This window comes from Pseudoalteromonas sp. MB47, assembly GCF_011319765.1.
GTDB classification, from domain to species: domain Bacteria; phylum Pseudomonadota; class Gammaproteobacteria; order Enterobacterales; family Alteromonadaceae; genus Pseudoalteromonas; species Pseudoalteromonas simplex.
Genome location: NZ_VFBD01000020.1, coordinates 434,671 through 450,335, shown reverse-complemented (window position 1 = coordinate 450,335; position 15,665 = coordinate 434,671). Strand labels below are relative to the sequence as shown.

Annotated in this window: 14 protein-coding genes and 1 pseudogene; 8 read left to right on the top strand and 7 right to left on the bottom strand. The window is 39.2% G+C overall.

Going from position 1 to position 15,665, the window contains the following annotated elements; all coding sequences use genetic code 11:
* From IMPJCBKJ_RS11555 to IMPJCBKJ_RS11545, 3 genes and pseudogenes are all read left to right on the top strand, one after another.
* Nucleotides 1-390, top strand: a pseudogene (locus tag IMPJCBKJ_RS11555) (IS4 family transposase); the annotation flags it as partial.
* A gap of 258 nt (nucleotides 391-648) precedes the next feature.
* Nucleotides 649-846, top strand: a complete 198-nt coding sequence (locus IMPJCBKJ_RS11550; protein WP_054551940.1) for a hypothetical protein — start codon at nucleotides 649-651, stop codon at nucleotides 844-846.
* 12 nt (nucleotides 847-858) lie between these two features.
* Nucleotides 859-1,551, top strand: a complete 693-nt coding sequence (locus tag IMPJCBKJ_RS11545) for a response regulator (protein ID WP_166340416.1) — start codon at nucleotides 859-861, stop codon at nucleotides 1,549-1,551.
* Here IMPJCBKJ_RS11545 and IMPJCBKJ_RS11540 read toward each other — a convergent pair.
* Both IMPJCBKJ_RS11540 and IMPJCBKJ_RS11535 read right to left on the bottom strand, forming a co-directional pair.
* On the bottom strand, nucleotides 1,544-2,032 hold the full coding sequence (locus tag IMPJCBKJ_RS11540) for a hypothetical protein (protein WP_166340414.1): 489 nt from the start codon (nucleotides 2,030-2,032) through the stop codon (nucleotides 1,544-1,546). The two genes, IMPJCBKJ_RS11545 and IMPJCBKJ_RS11540, sit on opposite strands and share 8 nt — an antisense overlap.
* A gap of 66 nt (nucleotides 2,033-2,098) precedes the next feature.
* Nucleotides 2,099-4,141 carry an ATP-binding protein gene (locus IMPJCBKJ_RS11535; RefSeq protein WP_138600463.1) on the bottom strand — a complete coding sequence of 681 codons (2,043 nt, stop codon included), beginning with the start codon at nucleotides 4,139-4,141 and terminating at the stop codon, nucleotides 2,099-2,101.
* 334 nt (nucleotides 4,142-4,475) lie between these two features.
* On the opposite strand from IMPJCBKJ_RS11535, the gene IMPJCBKJ_RS11530 reads away from it, so the two are divergent.
* Nucleotides 4,476-6,071 (top strand): hypothetical protein, encoded by a 1,596-nt coding sequence (locus IMPJCBKJ_RS11530; protein ID WP_166340412.1) that lies wholly within the window; start codon nucleotides 4,476-4,478, stop codon nucleotides 6,069-6,071.
* A 150-nt stretch (nucleotides 6,072-6,221) separates the two neighbouring features.
* Nucleotides 6,222-7,817 carry a hypothetical protein gene (locus IMPJCBKJ_RS11525; protein ID WP_166340410.1) on the top strand — a complete coding sequence of 532 codons (1,596 nt, stop codon included), beginning with the start codon at nucleotides 6,222-6,224 and terminating at the stop codon, nucleotides 7,815-7,817.
* 75 nt (nucleotides 7,818-7,892) lie between these two features.
* Here the strand turns inward: IMPJCBKJ_RS11525 and IMPJCBKJ_RS11520 are convergent, their stop codons facing one another.
* The 4 genes from IMPJCBKJ_RS11520 to nadK form a co-directional block, all read right to left on the bottom strand.
* Complete coding sequence (locus IMPJCBKJ_RS11520) at nucleotides 7,893-8,291, bottom strand: hypothetical protein (RefSeq protein WP_054551519.1); 399 nt, start codon at nucleotides 8,289-8,291, stop codon at nucleotides 7,893-7,895.
* Nucleotides 8,292-8,349: 58 nt separating this feature from the next.
* On the bottom strand, nucleotides 8,350-10,023 hold the full coding sequence (gene recN / locus IMPJCBKJ_RS11515; RefSeq protein ID WP_166340408.1) for a DNA repair protein RecN: 1,674 nt from the start codon (nucleotides 10,021-10,023) through the stop codon (nucleotides 8,350-8,352).
* Nucleotides 10,024-10,091: 68 nt separating this feature from the next.
* Nucleotides 10,092-10,655: a hypothetical protein gene (locus IMPJCBKJ_RS11510; protein WP_054551517.1), complete on the bottom strand. Its 564-nt coding sequence runs from the start codon at nucleotides 10,653-10,655 to the stop codon at nucleotides 10,092-10,094.
* A 96-nt stretch (nucleotides 10,656-10,751) separates the two neighbouring features.
* The gene (gene nadK / locus IMPJCBKJ_RS11505; RefSeq protein WP_166340406.1) at nucleotides 10,752-11,636 is read right to left on the bottom strand and encodes an NAD(+) kinase; all 885 of its coding nucleotides are present in this window, start codon (nucleotides 11,634-11,636) and stop codon (nucleotides 10,752-10,754) included.
* Between the two features lie 120 nt (nucleotides 11,637-11,756).
* On the opposite strand from nadK, the gene IMPJCBKJ_RS11500 reads away from it, so the two are divergent.
* Both IMPJCBKJ_RS11500 and grpE read left to right on the top strand, forming a co-directional pair.
* Nucleotides 11,757-12,701: an HrcA family transcriptional regulator gene (locus tag IMPJCBKJ_RS11500; RefSeq protein ID WP_054551516.1), complete on the top strand. Its 945-nt coding sequence runs from the start codon at nucleotides 11,757-11,759 to the stop codon at nucleotides 12,699-12,701.
* Between the two features lie 58 nt (nucleotides 12,702-12,759).
* Nucleotides 12,760-13,368 carry a nucleotide exchange factor GrpE gene (grpE, locus tag IMPJCBKJ_RS11495; protein ID WP_054551515.1) on the top strand — a complete coding sequence of 203 codons (609 nt, stop codon included), beginning with the start codon at nucleotides 12,760-12,762 and terminating at the stop codon, nucleotides 13,366-13,368.
* A 28-nt stretch (nucleotides 13,369-13,396) separates the two neighbouring features.
* On the opposite strand, the gene IMPJCBKJ_RS11490 is transcribed toward grpE, so the two are convergent.
* Nucleotides 13,397-14,596 (bottom strand): Bcr/CflA family efflux MFS transporter, encoded by a 1,200-nt coding sequence (locus IMPJCBKJ_RS11490; RefSeq protein WP_166340404.1) that lies wholly within the window; start codon nucleotides 14,594-14,596, stop codon nucleotides 13,397-13,399.
* A gap of 192 nt (nucleotides 14,597-14,788) precedes the next feature.
* Between IMPJCBKJ_RS11490 and IMPJCBKJ_RS11485 the strand changes: the two genes are divergently transcribed.
* The gene (locus IMPJCBKJ_RS11485) at nucleotides 14,789-15,586 is read left to right on the top strand and encodes a M48 family metallopeptidase (RefSeq protein ID WP_054551513.1); all 798 of its coding nucleotides are present in this window, start codon (nucleotides 14,789-14,791) and stop codon (nucleotides 15,584-15,586) included.
* The last annotated feature ends 79 nt before the right edge of the window (nucleotides 15,587-15,665 follow it).

The following is a 15,665-nucleotide window of genomic DNA, read 5'->3' as shown; positions in this document are numbered from 1 at the left end:
CTTGGGTTCAGGGAAATGAAACAGTACTTGCTCAAAAATGAATTAACGTTACGTAGCAAAACCCCAGAGCTAGTAAAACAAGAGTTATGGGGCGTATTGCTCGCATACAATTTAGTACGATATATGATGACTAAGATGGCTTACAGCCTGAAAGGGATATGGCCTTATCAACTCAGTTACAGCAATGCTTCTGGCTATATCATCAAGGAGTTAATGATGTTGCCTCACACCTCAGCAGGAAAAGTACCGAGCGTAATAAATAAACTTATTGCAATGGCTGAAACCTTTGTACTGCCAGAGCGAAGAGAAAGACATTATCCAAGATGTGTGAAAAAGAGACCCAGTCGATACCCTGAACGAAAGCCCCAAAAAATGCCTGTCAGCTCTTAACTGACAGGCATTAAGCTACCGAGCTTGCTTTTTTATTGCCTATCATTTTATTGATACGAAAATTTAACCTAGTTTTAGAAAAATAATGAAAAAATAGCGCTTATTACCTAAAATTTAGGAATGAATCTAACTGTTGAACAGAAAAAATTCATTATTTCGTACTAACTCCATATTTGCTCCATATTGTTGCGTTTTAATATTTAGTAGAGGCAGAAGCCCATCTTAATATTTGATGCTAACAACATGGATAAAAAGAAAATGTTTTGCGAACACACAAATGACGAGCAGTTAAGCTTTTTTCAGCCAAATTCGAAATCTGAAAATGATTTACTCAATGAGGTTATGAATAGTGAAGATCTGCACGATATTCTGACTATGGTTTTATTAGATGAAACCTTATCAGATACGCTTAAAGCGATGGTGAAGCAACAACTTAGAACAATAAAGAAAATATAAACGGAAATAGAAATGCCGCAGATATTAGTCGTTGAAGACGACTTAGATATTGCAGAACAAGTGCTGTTGTTCTTCAATGCATCTGGCTTTACCACTCACCACATCACTGATGGCAGTGCTGTGATGTCGTGGGTTAAAGAAAATAATCCGGATGCGATAATTTTAGATGTAATGTTACCCAATTTAGATGGCGTGGAGTGCATGAAGCAGATCCGCGCTTTTTCTATGGTGCCGATTATTATGGTAACCGCGAAAGTCGAAGAGGCTGACAGGTTAAAAGGATTGGAACATGGTGCCGATGACTATGTTTGTAAACCTTTTAGCGGTGCAGAGCTGGTGATGCGTGTTAAAGCTATTTTAAGGCGTTGTGCGTCAGCACCTAGTACCGATGTAGTAGTGCAAGCGACTGATGCAATTTGCTTAATAGAAGATGCGCTTGAAGTTGAAATTAAAGGTGTCTCTTTAGGTTTAACAAAAGTGGAATTTGACGTATTTAAACTTTTGTACAAAGCCCCAAAGCGTGTTTTTTCTAGGCAGCAGATACTTGACCATATCCAACCAAACAACTTTGATATTACCGATCGGGTAATCGACAGCCATATTAAAAATATTCGCAAAAAGCTTAAGAGTTTAGATTTCTCTCCTAAGATAGTCGCTTCCGTTTATGGTGCTGGCTATCGCTATGATGAACGTCAAATCAATTGATTTGGCGTTCATCGCTTTCTAAATTACATACTGTTCGATCACCTTTTCGAATCGAATGGCTAAACACATACACTGATAATTCCCTCGTTTTGATATCTTGCCAAATGCGTTTGCTAGCCACAGGGCATAAAGCGTAATGTAAATATTGACTCAAAGCTTCACCTTCTAGAGCAATTTTGCTTGGCGTTTGCACATACACCTGAATTGCATCAGATGAGTAGTTAATTTTATTTAAGCGCCATTGCCCCAGTAAAAACTGTTTGGCAAAAAATTGCGAGATACGCTGTTTCGCAGCTGAAGATAACGGTGGATACTCTTTCGGTTTTTCATAACTCGCATAATAAAACCCAGCACTCAATAGCACACAAGCAAGCGCGGCGCAGATAGGAAGAGGTGATTTTTTGGTTTTTTTAACTTTGCTTTGGCGGTGTTTACGCTCAACAGATTTTGCCCATTGAGCATGCTTTAATGACTCTGACATGGTTCCATTCCACAGTAGTTTATTATGCTATTTAAGCAATAAAATATGGTGGAAAAATGGAGAAGCTTATTTATTGCTTAAAGGCAGTAAAATTCGGATACATAATCCACCCGACTTACCCGGTAATGCACTGATACTGCCAGACATTAATTCGACAAAACTCTGGCAAATTGATAGCCCTAAACCTGAGCCTCCTGATGCGCGGCTTCGAGATTCTTCAACACGATATAAACGGTCAAAGAGTTTGCCTATATGGGCTTTACCTACACCTGGAGAAGTATCATCGACTTGAATAAACAGCTCTTGCTTGTTAGTTCTCACTTTGAGCCGAACATGGCCTGGGCTGTCGGTATATAGGCAGGCATTAGTAAAAATATTATTAAGGATCTGATCGAGCTTTTGTTTATCTACCGTGATCTCTACATCTTTAGCAATAATAATGTCTGAAAAAAATGTCAGGTGGTGGCTGCGAACATAATGACGCATGTCTTGCTCGTACTCAGCAAAGACATTTGCAGCATTTAAGCGTTGGAGATTTAGCGCGAGAGTCTTGTTTTCTGCTTGAGATAACTGATACACATCTGAAATTAGGTTGTTAAGTTGCGCTATTTTGCCATTAATTTTGCTATAGGCTAGATCGCGGTTTTCTTGAATATCGAGCTCAAGTGCTTCTATATGCAGTTTTAATACGCTTAAAGGGGTGCGTAATTCATGGGATATATCAGCAAGCATTTTGTCTTTTTCAAGCAGGTTATATTGATAAAGTTTTGCTTTAAATAACGCTTTTCGATGCTTGAAGTAATAGAGCACGAGCGCAAGAGTCGTGAACAACAAAACAATACCCGCAGACAATAACCAAATCTGTTTTTCTAGTCGTTGGTTATTCATTTGTGCAGTAGTGAGCTTATTTTTTTGCACTTCATCATCAATACGTTGCTGTTGCTCGATTGCTGTTAATTGCTTTTTGTTTTTTTCAACGGCTTGATTTAAATGTTCTTCAAACAAAGACTCGGCTAGTTTATTTTCAAGCTTCAATTGCTCAGTTGCGAGTTTGTAGTCACCGATAAGTTCGGCATAAACTGCGGTGTAGCCATGCAGCTTTTTATTTAGTAACCGATTATCAATTCCTTCGATAAGCTCTTTTGAACGACTTAAATAGAGGTCAATCAATTGTGAGTTCTTAAGTGGCAGGTGGAGTTCAATTAAATTGAAATATGAATATATTTGACTCAATGCTGAGCCAGATTTAAGTGCTGCTCTGAGGCCTGAATCTGCACTACTTAAAGCCATATGTTTATTTTCGAGCTTTAAATATAGTTGCATTAGCGTATGCTTTGCTGTTGCCATTCCTTCATAAGCATTTAAATCAGCTAAGCGTGAGTAGGCATTTTTTAATAAGGGTAAAGCTTGCTCATAGTCACCACGTTTATAAACTAACTTTGCCAACTGTAAGCTGGTATCTGCAATGTTTATTTGATTTTTTGTTTTAATATCAAACTCAAGTGCTTTTTTGTAGAAGTATTCAGACTGGGCAAGATCATCTAGGCGATGAGAAAGGTTTGCTAAATTATAAAAATTGGTGGCGATTAACTCATTATCTTTACTGCCAATTAAAAGCTTTTGTGCTTTTAATTGCTGAAACATAGACTGGTCTAGGTCATTCAACGTGTCATATAAGGTACCCAGATTACTATGGCTTTGTGCCTGTTTGTTTTTATCCTTTAACTCGTAAGCTAGTTTGAGTGCAGCCATATAATGCTGCTGAGCTTGGGTCGTTTTAACTTGGCGTCTGTAATTGATACCAAGCTCTTTTTGGATTTGATAATGCTCTTCTTTGGACAACTCAGCAATATGCTGTAAAGGTAAAAGTAACTCTATTGCAGCCTCGTATTGCCCTTGTTTTCTTAATATGGGGGCTTTTATCAAATCAATCGTCGATTTTGCGACAGGCGTGTTATTGCTTTGTAGTTTTTCAATTAACAATAGTGCTTTTTTTAGGTTTCCTTTCTGCTCTAAGGCAAATATTTCTTCTATCTGCGGTATGTGATCTGTATTAGCCATACAAGGAAGAGAAAGAAGAGCAAGAATTAAAGTTACAGTTAGCTTCATTAAATATTTCGGTGACCAAGTTTGCCGTTATGCTACTGAGAAAATGTGTGGAAAATATGGAGCAGTAAGAATATTAAAACATTGGGAATATAGAAAATCAGAAGTTATTAGCCATTGCCAATACTAAAGTGTGTTTTACATAATTGGTGCTAATTGTTATGTCTGTTTTTATAATAAATAGAGACAAATCAGTAATTTCTGATTGTGTTTGAACTGTAGCGAAATAAAATTATTGCGTACAAAATTTAAACGTAATGGCCTGATGTTAAAGCAGTAATTTAATTATTTTTATTAATTATTTTAGTTAGTCGGCCTAATTTTTAGGTGTAATAATATGAAAAAATCGCTACTTTCAGTTCTTGCAGTCACAAGTGCTTTATCTACAAATGTAGTCGCTAATGAATGTACGGGTGAGTTGTATGGAATTAATTCTGGTCGCGGCCATCTAGGCATTGTTTTTTCTTTAAATGAGCAAGAGCAAACAGCCGCTATTCACTCAAAAGCAAAGTTTTCTTCTGCTGCTATGGCCTATGATAGTGCAAGGGATCGCTTATATTATGTTTCAGCTCCTCGACCGCTAACTTACAAACTTGATCCTAGTGATTTGAACTTATCTGAAGATGAGTTAAAAGATCTGCCAATTAAGGGGGCTAAATACAAATATACTCAGCTTGCTTATGTTGATATGGCAACTGGTGAACACACAGTAGTTTCTCGATCTAATCCAATGACTCGACTGGCTTATGACGCTAATACTGACATGATGTACGGCTCTAAAGGAAGCAAGTTATATACTGTTGATCCTGTATCAGGAAAAACTACATTACTTGGTAACTTAACTGGCTATGGCGACAGCTCAGATATTTTACGCGGTGATATGGTTTTTAAAGATGGCCAACTATTTTTGATCAGTGCTACGAGTATTTTTTCCGTTAATTTGAACACATTGGAGTTAACGAAAAAATCAGAGCATGGCTTAATTGCTGTTACAGGTGCTGCGCTTGATCAAAATGGTGAGCTATTAATTTCTAGAGAAATTATAAACGATCAAGGTCACTATAATACTACCAAGTTATATAAAGCATCGATTGAGACTGGCAAAACGTGTGCAATGGGAACCTACCCGATGCGCATAAATGATTTGGCGCTAAATACAGCAAAACCAGTTGCTTGCTATGCTCAACCTACATGTAGTGTAGAGCCAGACTCTTTTGTTGTTACAAGTATTGATACGCTAAGAAAAGCAACCTGGCAAGGTTATACACTAAATGGCCACTTAATGGATAAACCACTTGCGAAACTTTTAAGTACAGAAAACTTTGGTGAACAGGGAACTGTTTATAAAACAGTATCTGTAAATCATGATTTTGCAGCGGCAAATTCGATTACTGAAGCTGCGATAGATGCTTATGGCACCGATGTTTTCTTTATTGGTAGTTTCCACAAAAGCGACTTCACAGATAGCGAATTAAATGAAGCTTACAATTGGTCCCTTAAAAAAGGAAACGTAGCGATAATAGCGGGTGATTCTGACTACCCTGAAGAAAAAGTGTATACGACTTGGGGCTATACAGTTACTCGAGATGGTTATGTTGATGGTCCAAATACACAAAACCCAGAAGGAGTAGGTAGTGCAGCTCAAGAGGCAATCTTTGCAGGACCATTTGGTGAAGTATCTCGTTTTTTCCAAGCTGGTGGCGCAAAAGGTTACTTCTCTGAAATGCCTTCAGGGACTCAAGTCTTAGCTGTAAATCAGGATGGCTTGCCTACAATTGTTTTAGATGCTGCAACAGGCGACATAATACTTGCTGATAGCGGTATGCTGACAACACAAAATAAAGAAGACAACTTTACTGATGGTACCGAGGTATCGAGCATGTCAGACCGTTTATTTATGAACTTAATCAATTATGCGAGTGAAATCGATTAATTGTAATTTTAGACGCTAATTGAAATCGCGAGGCTTGTGGCCTCGCGATTTTGTTTGTGAGTTTTATACCAATTTCGTTCAAAATTATAAGGAGGATAGTAATAAAGTTGAACAGGAAGTGAGTTATTTTTACATTGAAAGGAATTTAAAATGAAAAAGTTTTTATTATCTACAGTTAGCCTTCTAGGCTTAATACCTGCTGGCCTTAGCGCGTCTGAATGTACGGGTGAGTTATATGGAATCAACTCAGGGAGAGGGAGCTCGGGCTTCGTTTTTTCTTTAGATGAGCAAGCGCAAACGGCTAACATTCATTCTGCTGCAAAGTTCTCATCCGCAGCAATGGCTTTTGATAGCTATCGAAATAGACTCTATTATGTTTCAGCCCCAAGACCTTTAACTTATAAACTGGATACGAGTGTTCTCAACTTATCAGATGAAGAGTTAAATGATCTGCCTATAAAAGCCGACAAGTATCGATTTACACAACTCGCCTATGTTGATATGTCTACAGGCAAACACACTGTAGTGGCAAGTACTAACCCTATGACCCGTCTTGCTTATGACCCTAACAAAGACGTTATTTATGGCTCTAAAGGGGGTAAGTTTTACCAGGTTGCTATTGATTCAGGTGAAACTCAGTTCTTAGGCAATATGAAGGGCTACGATAGTAGTTCAGATATTCTGCGTGGCGACATGGTTGTTAAAAATGGTGAGGTTTACCTCATCTCTGCCACAAGCATTTTTTTATTGGATCTGGAAACACTGGAGTTAACAAAAAAATCTGAACATGGTTTAACGACGGTAACAGGTGCTGCTCTAAATCAAAATGACGAATTGGTAATTTCCCGTGAAGTCATTAATGATCAAGGTAATTTTAATATTACTAAATTATATAAAGCATCAATCGAAACGGGTAAAACATGCACATTGGGGACATACCCAGTGCGAATAAACGATTTAGCACTAAATACTCTAAAGCCTGTTGCATGTTATGCGCAGCCTACTTGTAGTACAGGAGTAGAGTCGCTTGTAATTACGAGTATTGATAAGCAAAGAAAGGCACGATGGCAAAACTACACATTAAACGCTTACTTGTTTGATTTACCGATGGCTAAACTTGCAAGTCCAGAAAATTTTGGTGAAAGTGGGGTTGTAGCTAAATCAGTATCGGTTAATCATGATTTTGCGGCATCAGGCTCAATTACTCAGGAAGCGATTGAAAGCTATAACACTGATATCTTCTTTATGGGTAGTTTTTACAACAGTGATTTTACTGAAACAGAAATTGCAGAGCTATATAATTGGTCAGAGAAGAAAGGAAATGTTGTCATCATAGCATCAGATTCCGATATGACTGACGAGAAGGTGTATTCAAAGTGGGGTTATACAGTAACCAGAGAAGGCTACATAGATGGACCAAATACCCAAAACCCAGAAGGTTTAAACTCTCAAATACAACAAGCTATATTTGCAGGTCCTTTTGGAGAGGTTACACGCTTTTATCAGGCCGGTGGTTCAAAGGGATACTTCTCAGTAATGCCAGAAGAAAGCCAAGTGTTAGCTGTCAATCCAGATGGCTTACCGACAGTGGTTTTTGACTTGAAATCGGGTGATATATTACTCGCAGATAATGCAATTATTAACTCTCAAAATAAAGTTGGTAATTATACCAATGGTACCGGAGTTAGTAGTATGACAGACCGTTTATTTATGAATTTGATATATTTAGCTAGCGAAATCGAATAACGCTAATCAGCAAATAAGAACTAAAATCGCGAAACGTGCTGTTTCGCGATTTTTTTTGCAGCCAAAGTAATTTCATTACCAGCAACTAGTAAGTGTATTTTTTATCCTGTTAGTGTGTTGTTTAACCAATAAATAATTAATGCCAACAAGCAATGAATGAATACCAGCAAACACAACTAACCATGATGAAAGCCCAGCTGTTAGATGATTAACCATTATCAAGCTAGCTAACATGATGACCAATGAATAATTTAATACTGTTTGTAATAATTGCTTAAATCTTAAGTGCTTCCAGTGACTCCATAGAACCAGCAACAATGTAGTTGAGGGCAAGACAAACAAAATACATTTAAATAAAGCAACGACTAACTGCGTATCGTTATAGGGTGGCTCAACCACTGCGCCAAACGAATGCCCTGAGTTAAGCGTTATTAAGGCAAGACCCAAAGCTGTAAGTATATTTTTATTTTTCATTTATAAACTCTATACCATCAAATTCATCAACAATCTAAGTTTCATAGCTAAAAATGGGTTATGCATGTGCGCTTATAAGCTCTTTGGCATTTGCTCTAGCCATTTTACTGATATTGTCACCGGCAAGTAGTCGGGCAATTTCATCAATACGGCCTTCTTTAGATAGCTTATTCATTTGAGTGTAGGTTTCGCCGTTTGCAATTTCTTTAGCTACAAAAAATTGCTGATGTCCAGAGCTTGCAACCTGCGGCAAGTGAGTTACACAAATAACTTGAGTTGATTTACCTAATTGGCGTAAAAGCTTGCCAACTGCAGACGCGGTTGGTCCAGAAATACCCACATCTACTTCATCGAAAATAAGAGTCGGCGTTGTAACACGCTGAGCAATAATGACCTGAATAGCTAAACTAATTCGCGATAACTCACCACCAGAAGCCACCTTAGACAGTGCTTGTAACGGTTGACCTGGGTTGGTAGATACTAAAAACGACACCGTATCAAAACCCATTGCACTTGGCGCTTTATCGCTAGTTTGTTGAATATCAATCGCAAACCTACCGTTTTCCATTGATAAGTTAGCCATGCTATCACTAATTAATTGATTAAGCGTATCTGCGTATTTATGGCGGCTTTCACTTAACAGTTTTGCTGCTTGTTTATATTGCTCAAGGGCATTGTTAATTTCGCTTTCGAGAGCAACAAGGCGGTCGCTGTTATAACTAATTGATGCTAACTCTTCTGCGATTGACTGATGAAATTCTACCAGCTCTTCTGGTTTTATATGATGTTTTCGGGCAAGGTCCATAGCACCTGTTAAACGCGTTTCAACTTCGTCTAACCGGGCAGGGTCTAAATCAGTTACATCAACATAGCTGCGTATCTCGCGGCTAGCTTCTTCAACTTGAACGGCAGCTTCACTCAGTAATGATGCTATGCTAGATAAGCTTTCATCGTAGCTTGCCAGCTCTGTAAATTGTTGGGCGCTATGTTGCAGCAATGAACACGCACTTTGCTCATCACTTTCGTATAAGTGTTGTAGCTCACGTTGGCATGACTCTAAAATAGTCTGGCTATGGCTTAGTTTATGATGCTCAGCTTCAATTTCTTCGAACTCACCCGGTTGCAGGGCAAATTCATCAAGTTCAGCTACTTGATACTCCAGTAATTGCTTTTGAGCTGCTTGTTGCTGCTGTTGTTGTTCAAGTTGATTAAATTCTTTAATTAATGCTTGGTAGGCTTTAAAGCGCTCTTTAACATCAGCTAATAGCTGGTTGTGGCCGGCATAGGCATCAAGCAGGTGCAACTGATGTTCAGCTTTTAATAAATGCTGATGGGCATGTTGCCCGTGAATAGAAATTAAATACTGACCTATCTCTTTTAATTGTGCAGCGGTAACTGAGCTGCCATTAATGTAGCTCTTGCTGCGGCCATTTTTGCAAATAACACGGCGTAGTAAACATTCGCCTTCACTGTTTGAGAGTAAATGTTGCTCTAAAAAGTGCTGGGCAAGAGGGAGTTGGCTAATATCAAATTGTGCACAAATTTCTGCACGATCCATACCTGGGCGAACAGCACCTGCATCTGCACGCTCGCCTAAACATAATGACAGGGCATCAATTGCAATTGATTTACCCGCACCCGTTTCACCTGTAATAGCTGTCATACCATTGTGCCACTCAGTACTTAAATTACTTACAATGGCAAAGTTTTTAATTTCTAACCCGATTAACATACTGTTTATCCATCCAGTCAATTAACTGTTAATTTATACAGTGTTTTCGGGTTTTGCAAATTAAATTTTTAAGCTTTGCTTAATTCTGGCAGTTGATTTTCTTGGACTGATTCATTTGCAGCTTGTGTGCTCTGGGCTAGCGGCTGATCGTCCTGTAAATCGGTGGGGGGCTGATATTTAATTACTTCAATCAGCGATGGTAAGGCTTCTTGATAAAACGCTTTATTGTACTCGATGCCGTTGTAAGGCAATTCAGCCATAAAATACTGTAACCTGTCAGCGAGCTGATCAATTTCCTCAGGGCTTTGCGCTTTACTGGCTTCCATAATGATTGTGTTGATAAGCAAATCGCTAATGAATTCGAGGTAAGTGAGATTTTCTTCATTGTGCGCTTGCACTACAAAGTAATTGCTGGTGATCATATTTAGGCGCGAAATATTCTTAGGGCGGATAATTTTGCCTTCGCTAAAATCAATTAATTTATTTTTAAAGTCATTATTGATTTCTTTGACTCGTTGATTAAAACGTTTTTTTTCAGCTTCAATAGCTTTACGACGATTGCTCTCAACCACCCAGTAACAACCTAGTAAGGTGATAAGTAATAATAGAGCAAGAAAAACGATATAACTCATTTCGCCTTAGAATCCTTTAAAAAATACAGCTTTTAGTCTTATTATTTTGCGCTAATCAATACGCCTTGGCAATTAGCTTGAGATAAAAAAAGCCACTTAAAATAAGCGGCTTCCCCAATTTAATTTTTTTCTTAATACATTGTAGTAAGAGTATTCCTTTGGATGAATCAAACGTAGACGCTTGTCTGCTTTTTTAATCACTACTTCGTCACCAGGTAATACAGCTAAAACTACGTGACTATCACAGCTGACTTGTAGGCTGTCGGTATTTTCGAGGCTAAGCTTTAAACGTACTTCATTGTCAGCGTCAACCACAAGAGGACGGCTTGATAATGTATGCGGGAACATAGGAACTAATGAAATCGCATTCAGCTCAGGGGTTAAAATAGGCCCGCCGCCAGATAATGAATAGGCTGTTGAGCCAGTTGGTGTTGAAACGATTAATCCATCAGAGCGTTGAGAGAATACAAAGTCGTTATTAATAAAGGCCTCAAACTCGATCATATGCGCAACTTTATCAGCATGAAGAACCGCTTCATTCACTGCCAAGTTTGCACTTTTGAGTTCGGCATGGCGATATACTTCAACTTCAAGCAAGAAGCGTTTTTCCTCAAGGAACTGGCCACTTAACACTTGTTCTAGGCTCGCTTCAAAACCTTCTGGGTTTAAGTCAGTTAAAAAGCCTAAGTTGCCACGGTTTACGCCAATCACAGCGACATCAAAACGCGCTAATACTCGAGCTGCGCCAAGCATATTGCCATCACCACCGACGACTATGGCTAAGTCTGCTCGTTCACCTAAATCTACCAATTTAACTAGGTTTTCTTGAGGAAGGTCTTCAAGTTGACGTCCAGTGCGCTGTTCTACTAGCACTTCGAAACCCAAGGCTCGCAAAAATGTGTGCAGGCGAGCAAGTGTGGCAGCTGCCCCGCTGTGATTAGGTTTGCCAATTAAACCTATGGTTTTAAACGGTGAATCCATGTTATTTGCACTTAAACTTTCATATCGATAGATTACATTAAAAATTAATGCTTTGAAAATAACTTGAAATAAACTTGCTGCGCCCAAATATCCACTGGCAAGAAGCAAGATGTATGAATTATGAAATTAAATCCGCGCGACCAACAAATTTTTTCAGCTGTGATGAGCCTTTACTGTAACGGGGAAGGTCAGCCTGTAGCCTCAACTCGTATTGCCAAACAAAAAGGCATGGCGGTATGTTCAGCTACAGTGCGTAATGCTATGGCACGGCTAGAAAAAGTGGGCTTACTCTATTCGCCACATACTTCTGCTGGCCGCGTACCAACCAATGCCGGTTTTGATTATTGGCTTGATGAGTTTTTTGCTCTACCTGAAATCGCACCATATTGGCAGCCTGAGCAAGCACAATTAGTCGAGCTTGCCCATGGTTTGAGTCAGCGCTATAAAGTGTGTTGTTGTGTGGGCTTACCTCAAGTCAGCTCACAGTTGGTCTTTCGAGTAGAGGTACTTGATTTTGATGGTAGCAATTGGCTAATTCTACTAATAGATAGAGCAGGGCAAAGCCATAACATTTGCATTACCAAACCTGAAGATTCATCTGATGCCGTTCGTTACCAGTTTGCTACTTGGCTTAATACCGTGTTTAGTCAGCAAACCTTAATGGAAGGCTTATATCGTATGCAGGCAATGGCAGGCACGGCACCAAATAATTGCCATGATTCACTAACACAATGGACTCGGCAATTAAGCCAAAAGCTTGGTTCAGACAACAGTATTGTGGTCGGTGAAAACTACCTTTACCGCCAAGTTGATTGTCAAACCAGTTTAAATATAGGTGTATCGTTTTTAAATTTTGTTGAAGATAAACTTGCATTTAAAAATGGTGTATCGGTATTAAACACAGAGCAATTGCCATTTACAGATTGTAATGAGTTGATGGTGATCAGCGTTCCTTATTTTAATAACCATGAATACCAGAGCCGATTTTGCGTAATTTGTCCAAAATCAGCGCAAATAGAAGCAATCATCCAAGAATTTAAGTTAATCGGCTCATCAGCCTCTTGAATCTTTTAATTCAATCCCCATAATTACCGCAGTTGTAAAGAATTGGAGCATGTAAGCTATGTCTGAGCAGACAAAATCACCAGAGCAAGAAGTTGAACTAAACGAAGAATTTGAACAAATGCAAGCTGAAGTAGAAGCTGCAGAAAAAGCAGCTGAACAAGTTGACGGCGAAGAAATGAGCCCTGAAGCTGAGATCGCTTTACTACACAGCGAATTAGAAGCGGCTAAACAAACTATTAACGATCAAAAAGACAGTGTTGTTCGTGCTGCTGCAGATGTTGAGAACATGCGTCGTCGTGCCGCTCAAGATGTAGAAAAAGCGCATAAGTTTGCACTTGAAAAGTTTGCTAACGAATTATTACCAGTTATCGATAACCTAGAGCGCGCAATTGAGTTTTCTGATAAAGAAAATGAGCAGCTTAAACCTGTGCTTGAAGGTATCGAAATGACTGTTAAGAGCTTTAATGATGCGGTATCAAAATTCGGTGTTGAAATTGTTAACCCACAGGGTGAGCAATTTAACCCTGAATTCCATCAAGCAATGTCAATTCAACCAAGCAATGATGTAGCACCTAATACTGTTCTTGCAGTAATGCAAAAAGGTTATACATTAAATGGCCGTTTATTACGCCCTGCAATGGTTATGGTATCAAAAGAAGCTGAATAAGCTTTAAAGAAAAATAAAAAAATGCCTGTTAATTACAGGCATTTTTTTTGTCCAATTTTCGATGCCAAAGCTGCACGAGTAAGATAAGTATCAGTGCGCTGAACATCATCGCAGAAAATGGAATCGCACTTTGTGGGTGAACAAATGCAAGGATAGGCCCAACGAGAGCGCCACTACCGAATCTCAGGGTACCAATAACAGCTGTTGCAGTGCCTGATTTTTCCTCAAATTGCATCAGTATTAATGAGTCTGCATTACTCGCGACAATACCCAAGCTCATCATCAATGGTGCGATGCTTGCTACGATAAAATACAGTGATAGATGCATCACACTGAATAACAACAATGCCCCACCAGACACAAAGCCAATACCTAGCCCAATAAATAACAGTTTACGAGAACCTAAGCGCGGCACTAAACGTGTATTCATAAAGTTACCGAACATTAAAGCCAGCACGTTAAAGGCGAATAACACACCGAACAATTGCTCATCTACTTTGAAGAAATCGAGATATACATAAGGTACCGATGTTAAAAAGCAAAAGAATGCGAATGAGGCAAACATTGAGCTGGCAATATCGGCAAGGGCACTACGACGAGAAAATACCGTTTTATAGCTATTAAAGAACAATGCCAAGCCACGTTGCTGACTCTTAAAGATTGGAATATCGATTAAATGAATTTGCACCAAGGCTAAAATAGCGAAACTGTAGGCCGCCAATGCAATAAAAATGACCTGCCATGTTGAAATTCCCATGATTAATGAGCCTAGAGTAGGAGCAATTAACGGGGCAACCATCATGATCATCGAGACATAAGACATGCCTTTGGCTGTGTTCTCTCGGTAAATGTGGCGAATAATACCCGGCACTACAACGGTTGCAGCAGCGCCAGTGAATGCTTGCACAGCTCTTAAAGACCAAAATAATTCGATGTTAGTACAAAATGCCAGTGCTAATGAGCTGATACCAAATAGCGCTAAACCCACCTTAGCGAGTAATCGCCTACCAAGTTCGTCGGCAATCGGGCCAAAAAAAAGCATGCCAAGAGCATAACCTGCTAAATAAATGCTGAGTGATATTTGCACATTTGGCATGGTTGTTTGCAAGTCGTTGGCAATCACCAACATTGCCGGTAAATATAGATCAATTGCCAAAGGCGTAATCGCGACAATACTTGCCAGTAAAGGTAATAAAATGCGTTTATTTAAAGTCTCAGGGGAAGGCATTGTTTACTCAATAATCAAATAGTAGGTCACTATTGTAGCAGTGTGAGTCACTGTGGTGAACTTAGTTTGCCTGCTAAGTAAAAGAATTAACTAAATGGTAACAACTGAGTGGGTGATTGTTCATTTTCATATAAAATTAAGCAATGCTTTGCTATATTAGCCTCAATTACACAAAGTATTTGAAGGACTAGTATGAAAAAGTTAATCATGGCAGTGTTAGCCACCGCTGTTTTAGCTGGCTGTAAAACCTCTCCTACGGGACGTACCCAAATCGCACTTTATTCAGATCAACAAATGAGCCAAATGGGTCAAGCAAGCTTTGCTGAAATGAAAAAAACACAGCCTGTTAATACTGATCCAGGTGTCAATGCTTATGTAAAGTGTATTGCCGATGATGTTATTGCGGTTTTACCTAACGAGTATGCCAAGCAGTCTTGGGAAGTTGTTGTATTTGAAGAAGATTCAGCAAATGCATTTGCATTACCCGGGGGGTATATTGGTGTTCATACAGGTTTATTAAAAGTCGCTGTAAACCAAGACCAATTGGCTACAGTACTAGGTCACGAAGTTGCACATGTTATTGCTGAGCATTCTAATGAGCGTGTATCACAAAACGCACTGTTACAAACAGGACTACAAGTTGGTGGTGCAGCACTTGATATGGGTAATGTTCAATATCGTGGCGAAATTATGCAAGCCTTAGGCTTAGGCGCACAGTATGGTGTTGTTTTACCATTCAGCCGCTCACATGAATCAGAAGCGGATATTGTTGGCTTAGATTTAATGGCAAAAGCAGGGTTTAACCCAGAGCAATCAGTGTCGCTTTGGCAAAATATGAGTGCAGCTGGCAGTAGCGGTACACCTGAGTTTATGTCGACTCACCCAGCACCGGGTAACCGCATCAAAGAGCTTCAAAAGCATATGTCGGAAGCATTAAAAGCCCAACAAGCGGCGCGAGCAAAGGGTAAAACCCCGCAGTGTAAACTGTAAAGAATATCTATATAAATTAAAAAGCCTGTACTCAGTGATGACTACAGGCTTTAATTTTTCAGCTTTCAGCTTTCAGCTT

Bases quoted from the DNA above. Each gene is read 5' to 3' on its own strand.
- IMPJCBKJ_RS11550 (WP_054551940.1), top strand. From the start codon at position 649: ATGTTTTGCGAACACACAAATGACGAGCAGTTAAGCTTTTTTCAGCCA.
- IMPJCBKJ_RS11545 (WP_166340416.1), top strand. From the start codon at position 859: ATGCCGCAGATATTAGTCGTTGAAGACGACTTAGATATTGCAGAACAA.
- IMPJCBKJ_RS11540 (WP_166340414.1), bottom strand. From the start codon at position 2,032: ATGTCAGAGTCATTAAAGCATGCTCAATGGGCAAAATCTGTTGAGCGT.
- IMPJCBKJ_RS11535 (WP_138600463.1), bottom strand. From the start codon at position 4,141: ATGAAGCTAACTGTAACTTTAATTCTTGCTCTTCTTTCTCTTCCTTGT.
- IMPJCBKJ_RS11530 (WP_166340412.1), top strand. From the start codon at position 4,476: ATGAAAAAATCGCTACTTTCAGTTCTTGCAGTCACAAGTGCTTTATCT.
- IMPJCBKJ_RS11525 (WP_166340410.1), top strand. From the start codon at position 6,222: ATGAAAAAGTTTTTATTATCTACAGTTAGCCTTCTAGGCTTAATACCT.
- IMPJCBKJ_RS11520 (WP_054551519.1), bottom strand. From the start codon at position 8,291: ATGAAAAATAAAAATATACTTACAGCTTTGGGTCTTGCCTTAATAACG.
- recN (WP_166340408.1), bottom strand. From the start codon at position 10,023: ATGTTAATCGGGTTAGAAATTAAAAACTTTGCCATTGTAAGTAATTTA.
- IMPJCBKJ_RS11510 (WP_054551517.1), bottom strand. From the start codon at position 10,655: ATGAGTTATATCGTTTTTCTTGCTCTATTATTACTTATCACCTTACTA.
- nadK (WP_166340406.1), bottom strand. From the start codon at position 11,636: ATGGATTCACCGTTTAAAACCATAGGTTTAATTGGCAAACCTAATCAC.
- IMPJCBKJ_RS11500 (WP_054551516.1), top strand. From the start codon at position 11,757: ATGAAATTAAATCCGCGCGACCAACAAATTTTTTCAGCTGTGATGAGC.
- grpE (WP_054551515.1), top strand. From the start codon at position 12,760: ATGTCTGAGCAGACAAAATCACCAGAGCAAGAAGTTGAACTAAACGAA.
- IMPJCBKJ_RS11490 (WP_166340404.1), bottom strand. From the start codon at position 14,596: ATGCCTTCCCCTGAGACTTTAAATAAACGCATTTTATTACCTTTACTG.
- IMPJCBKJ_RS11485 (WP_054551513.1), top strand. From the start codon at position 14,789: ATGAAAAAGTTAATCATGGCAGTGTTAGCCACCGCTGTTTTAGCTGGC.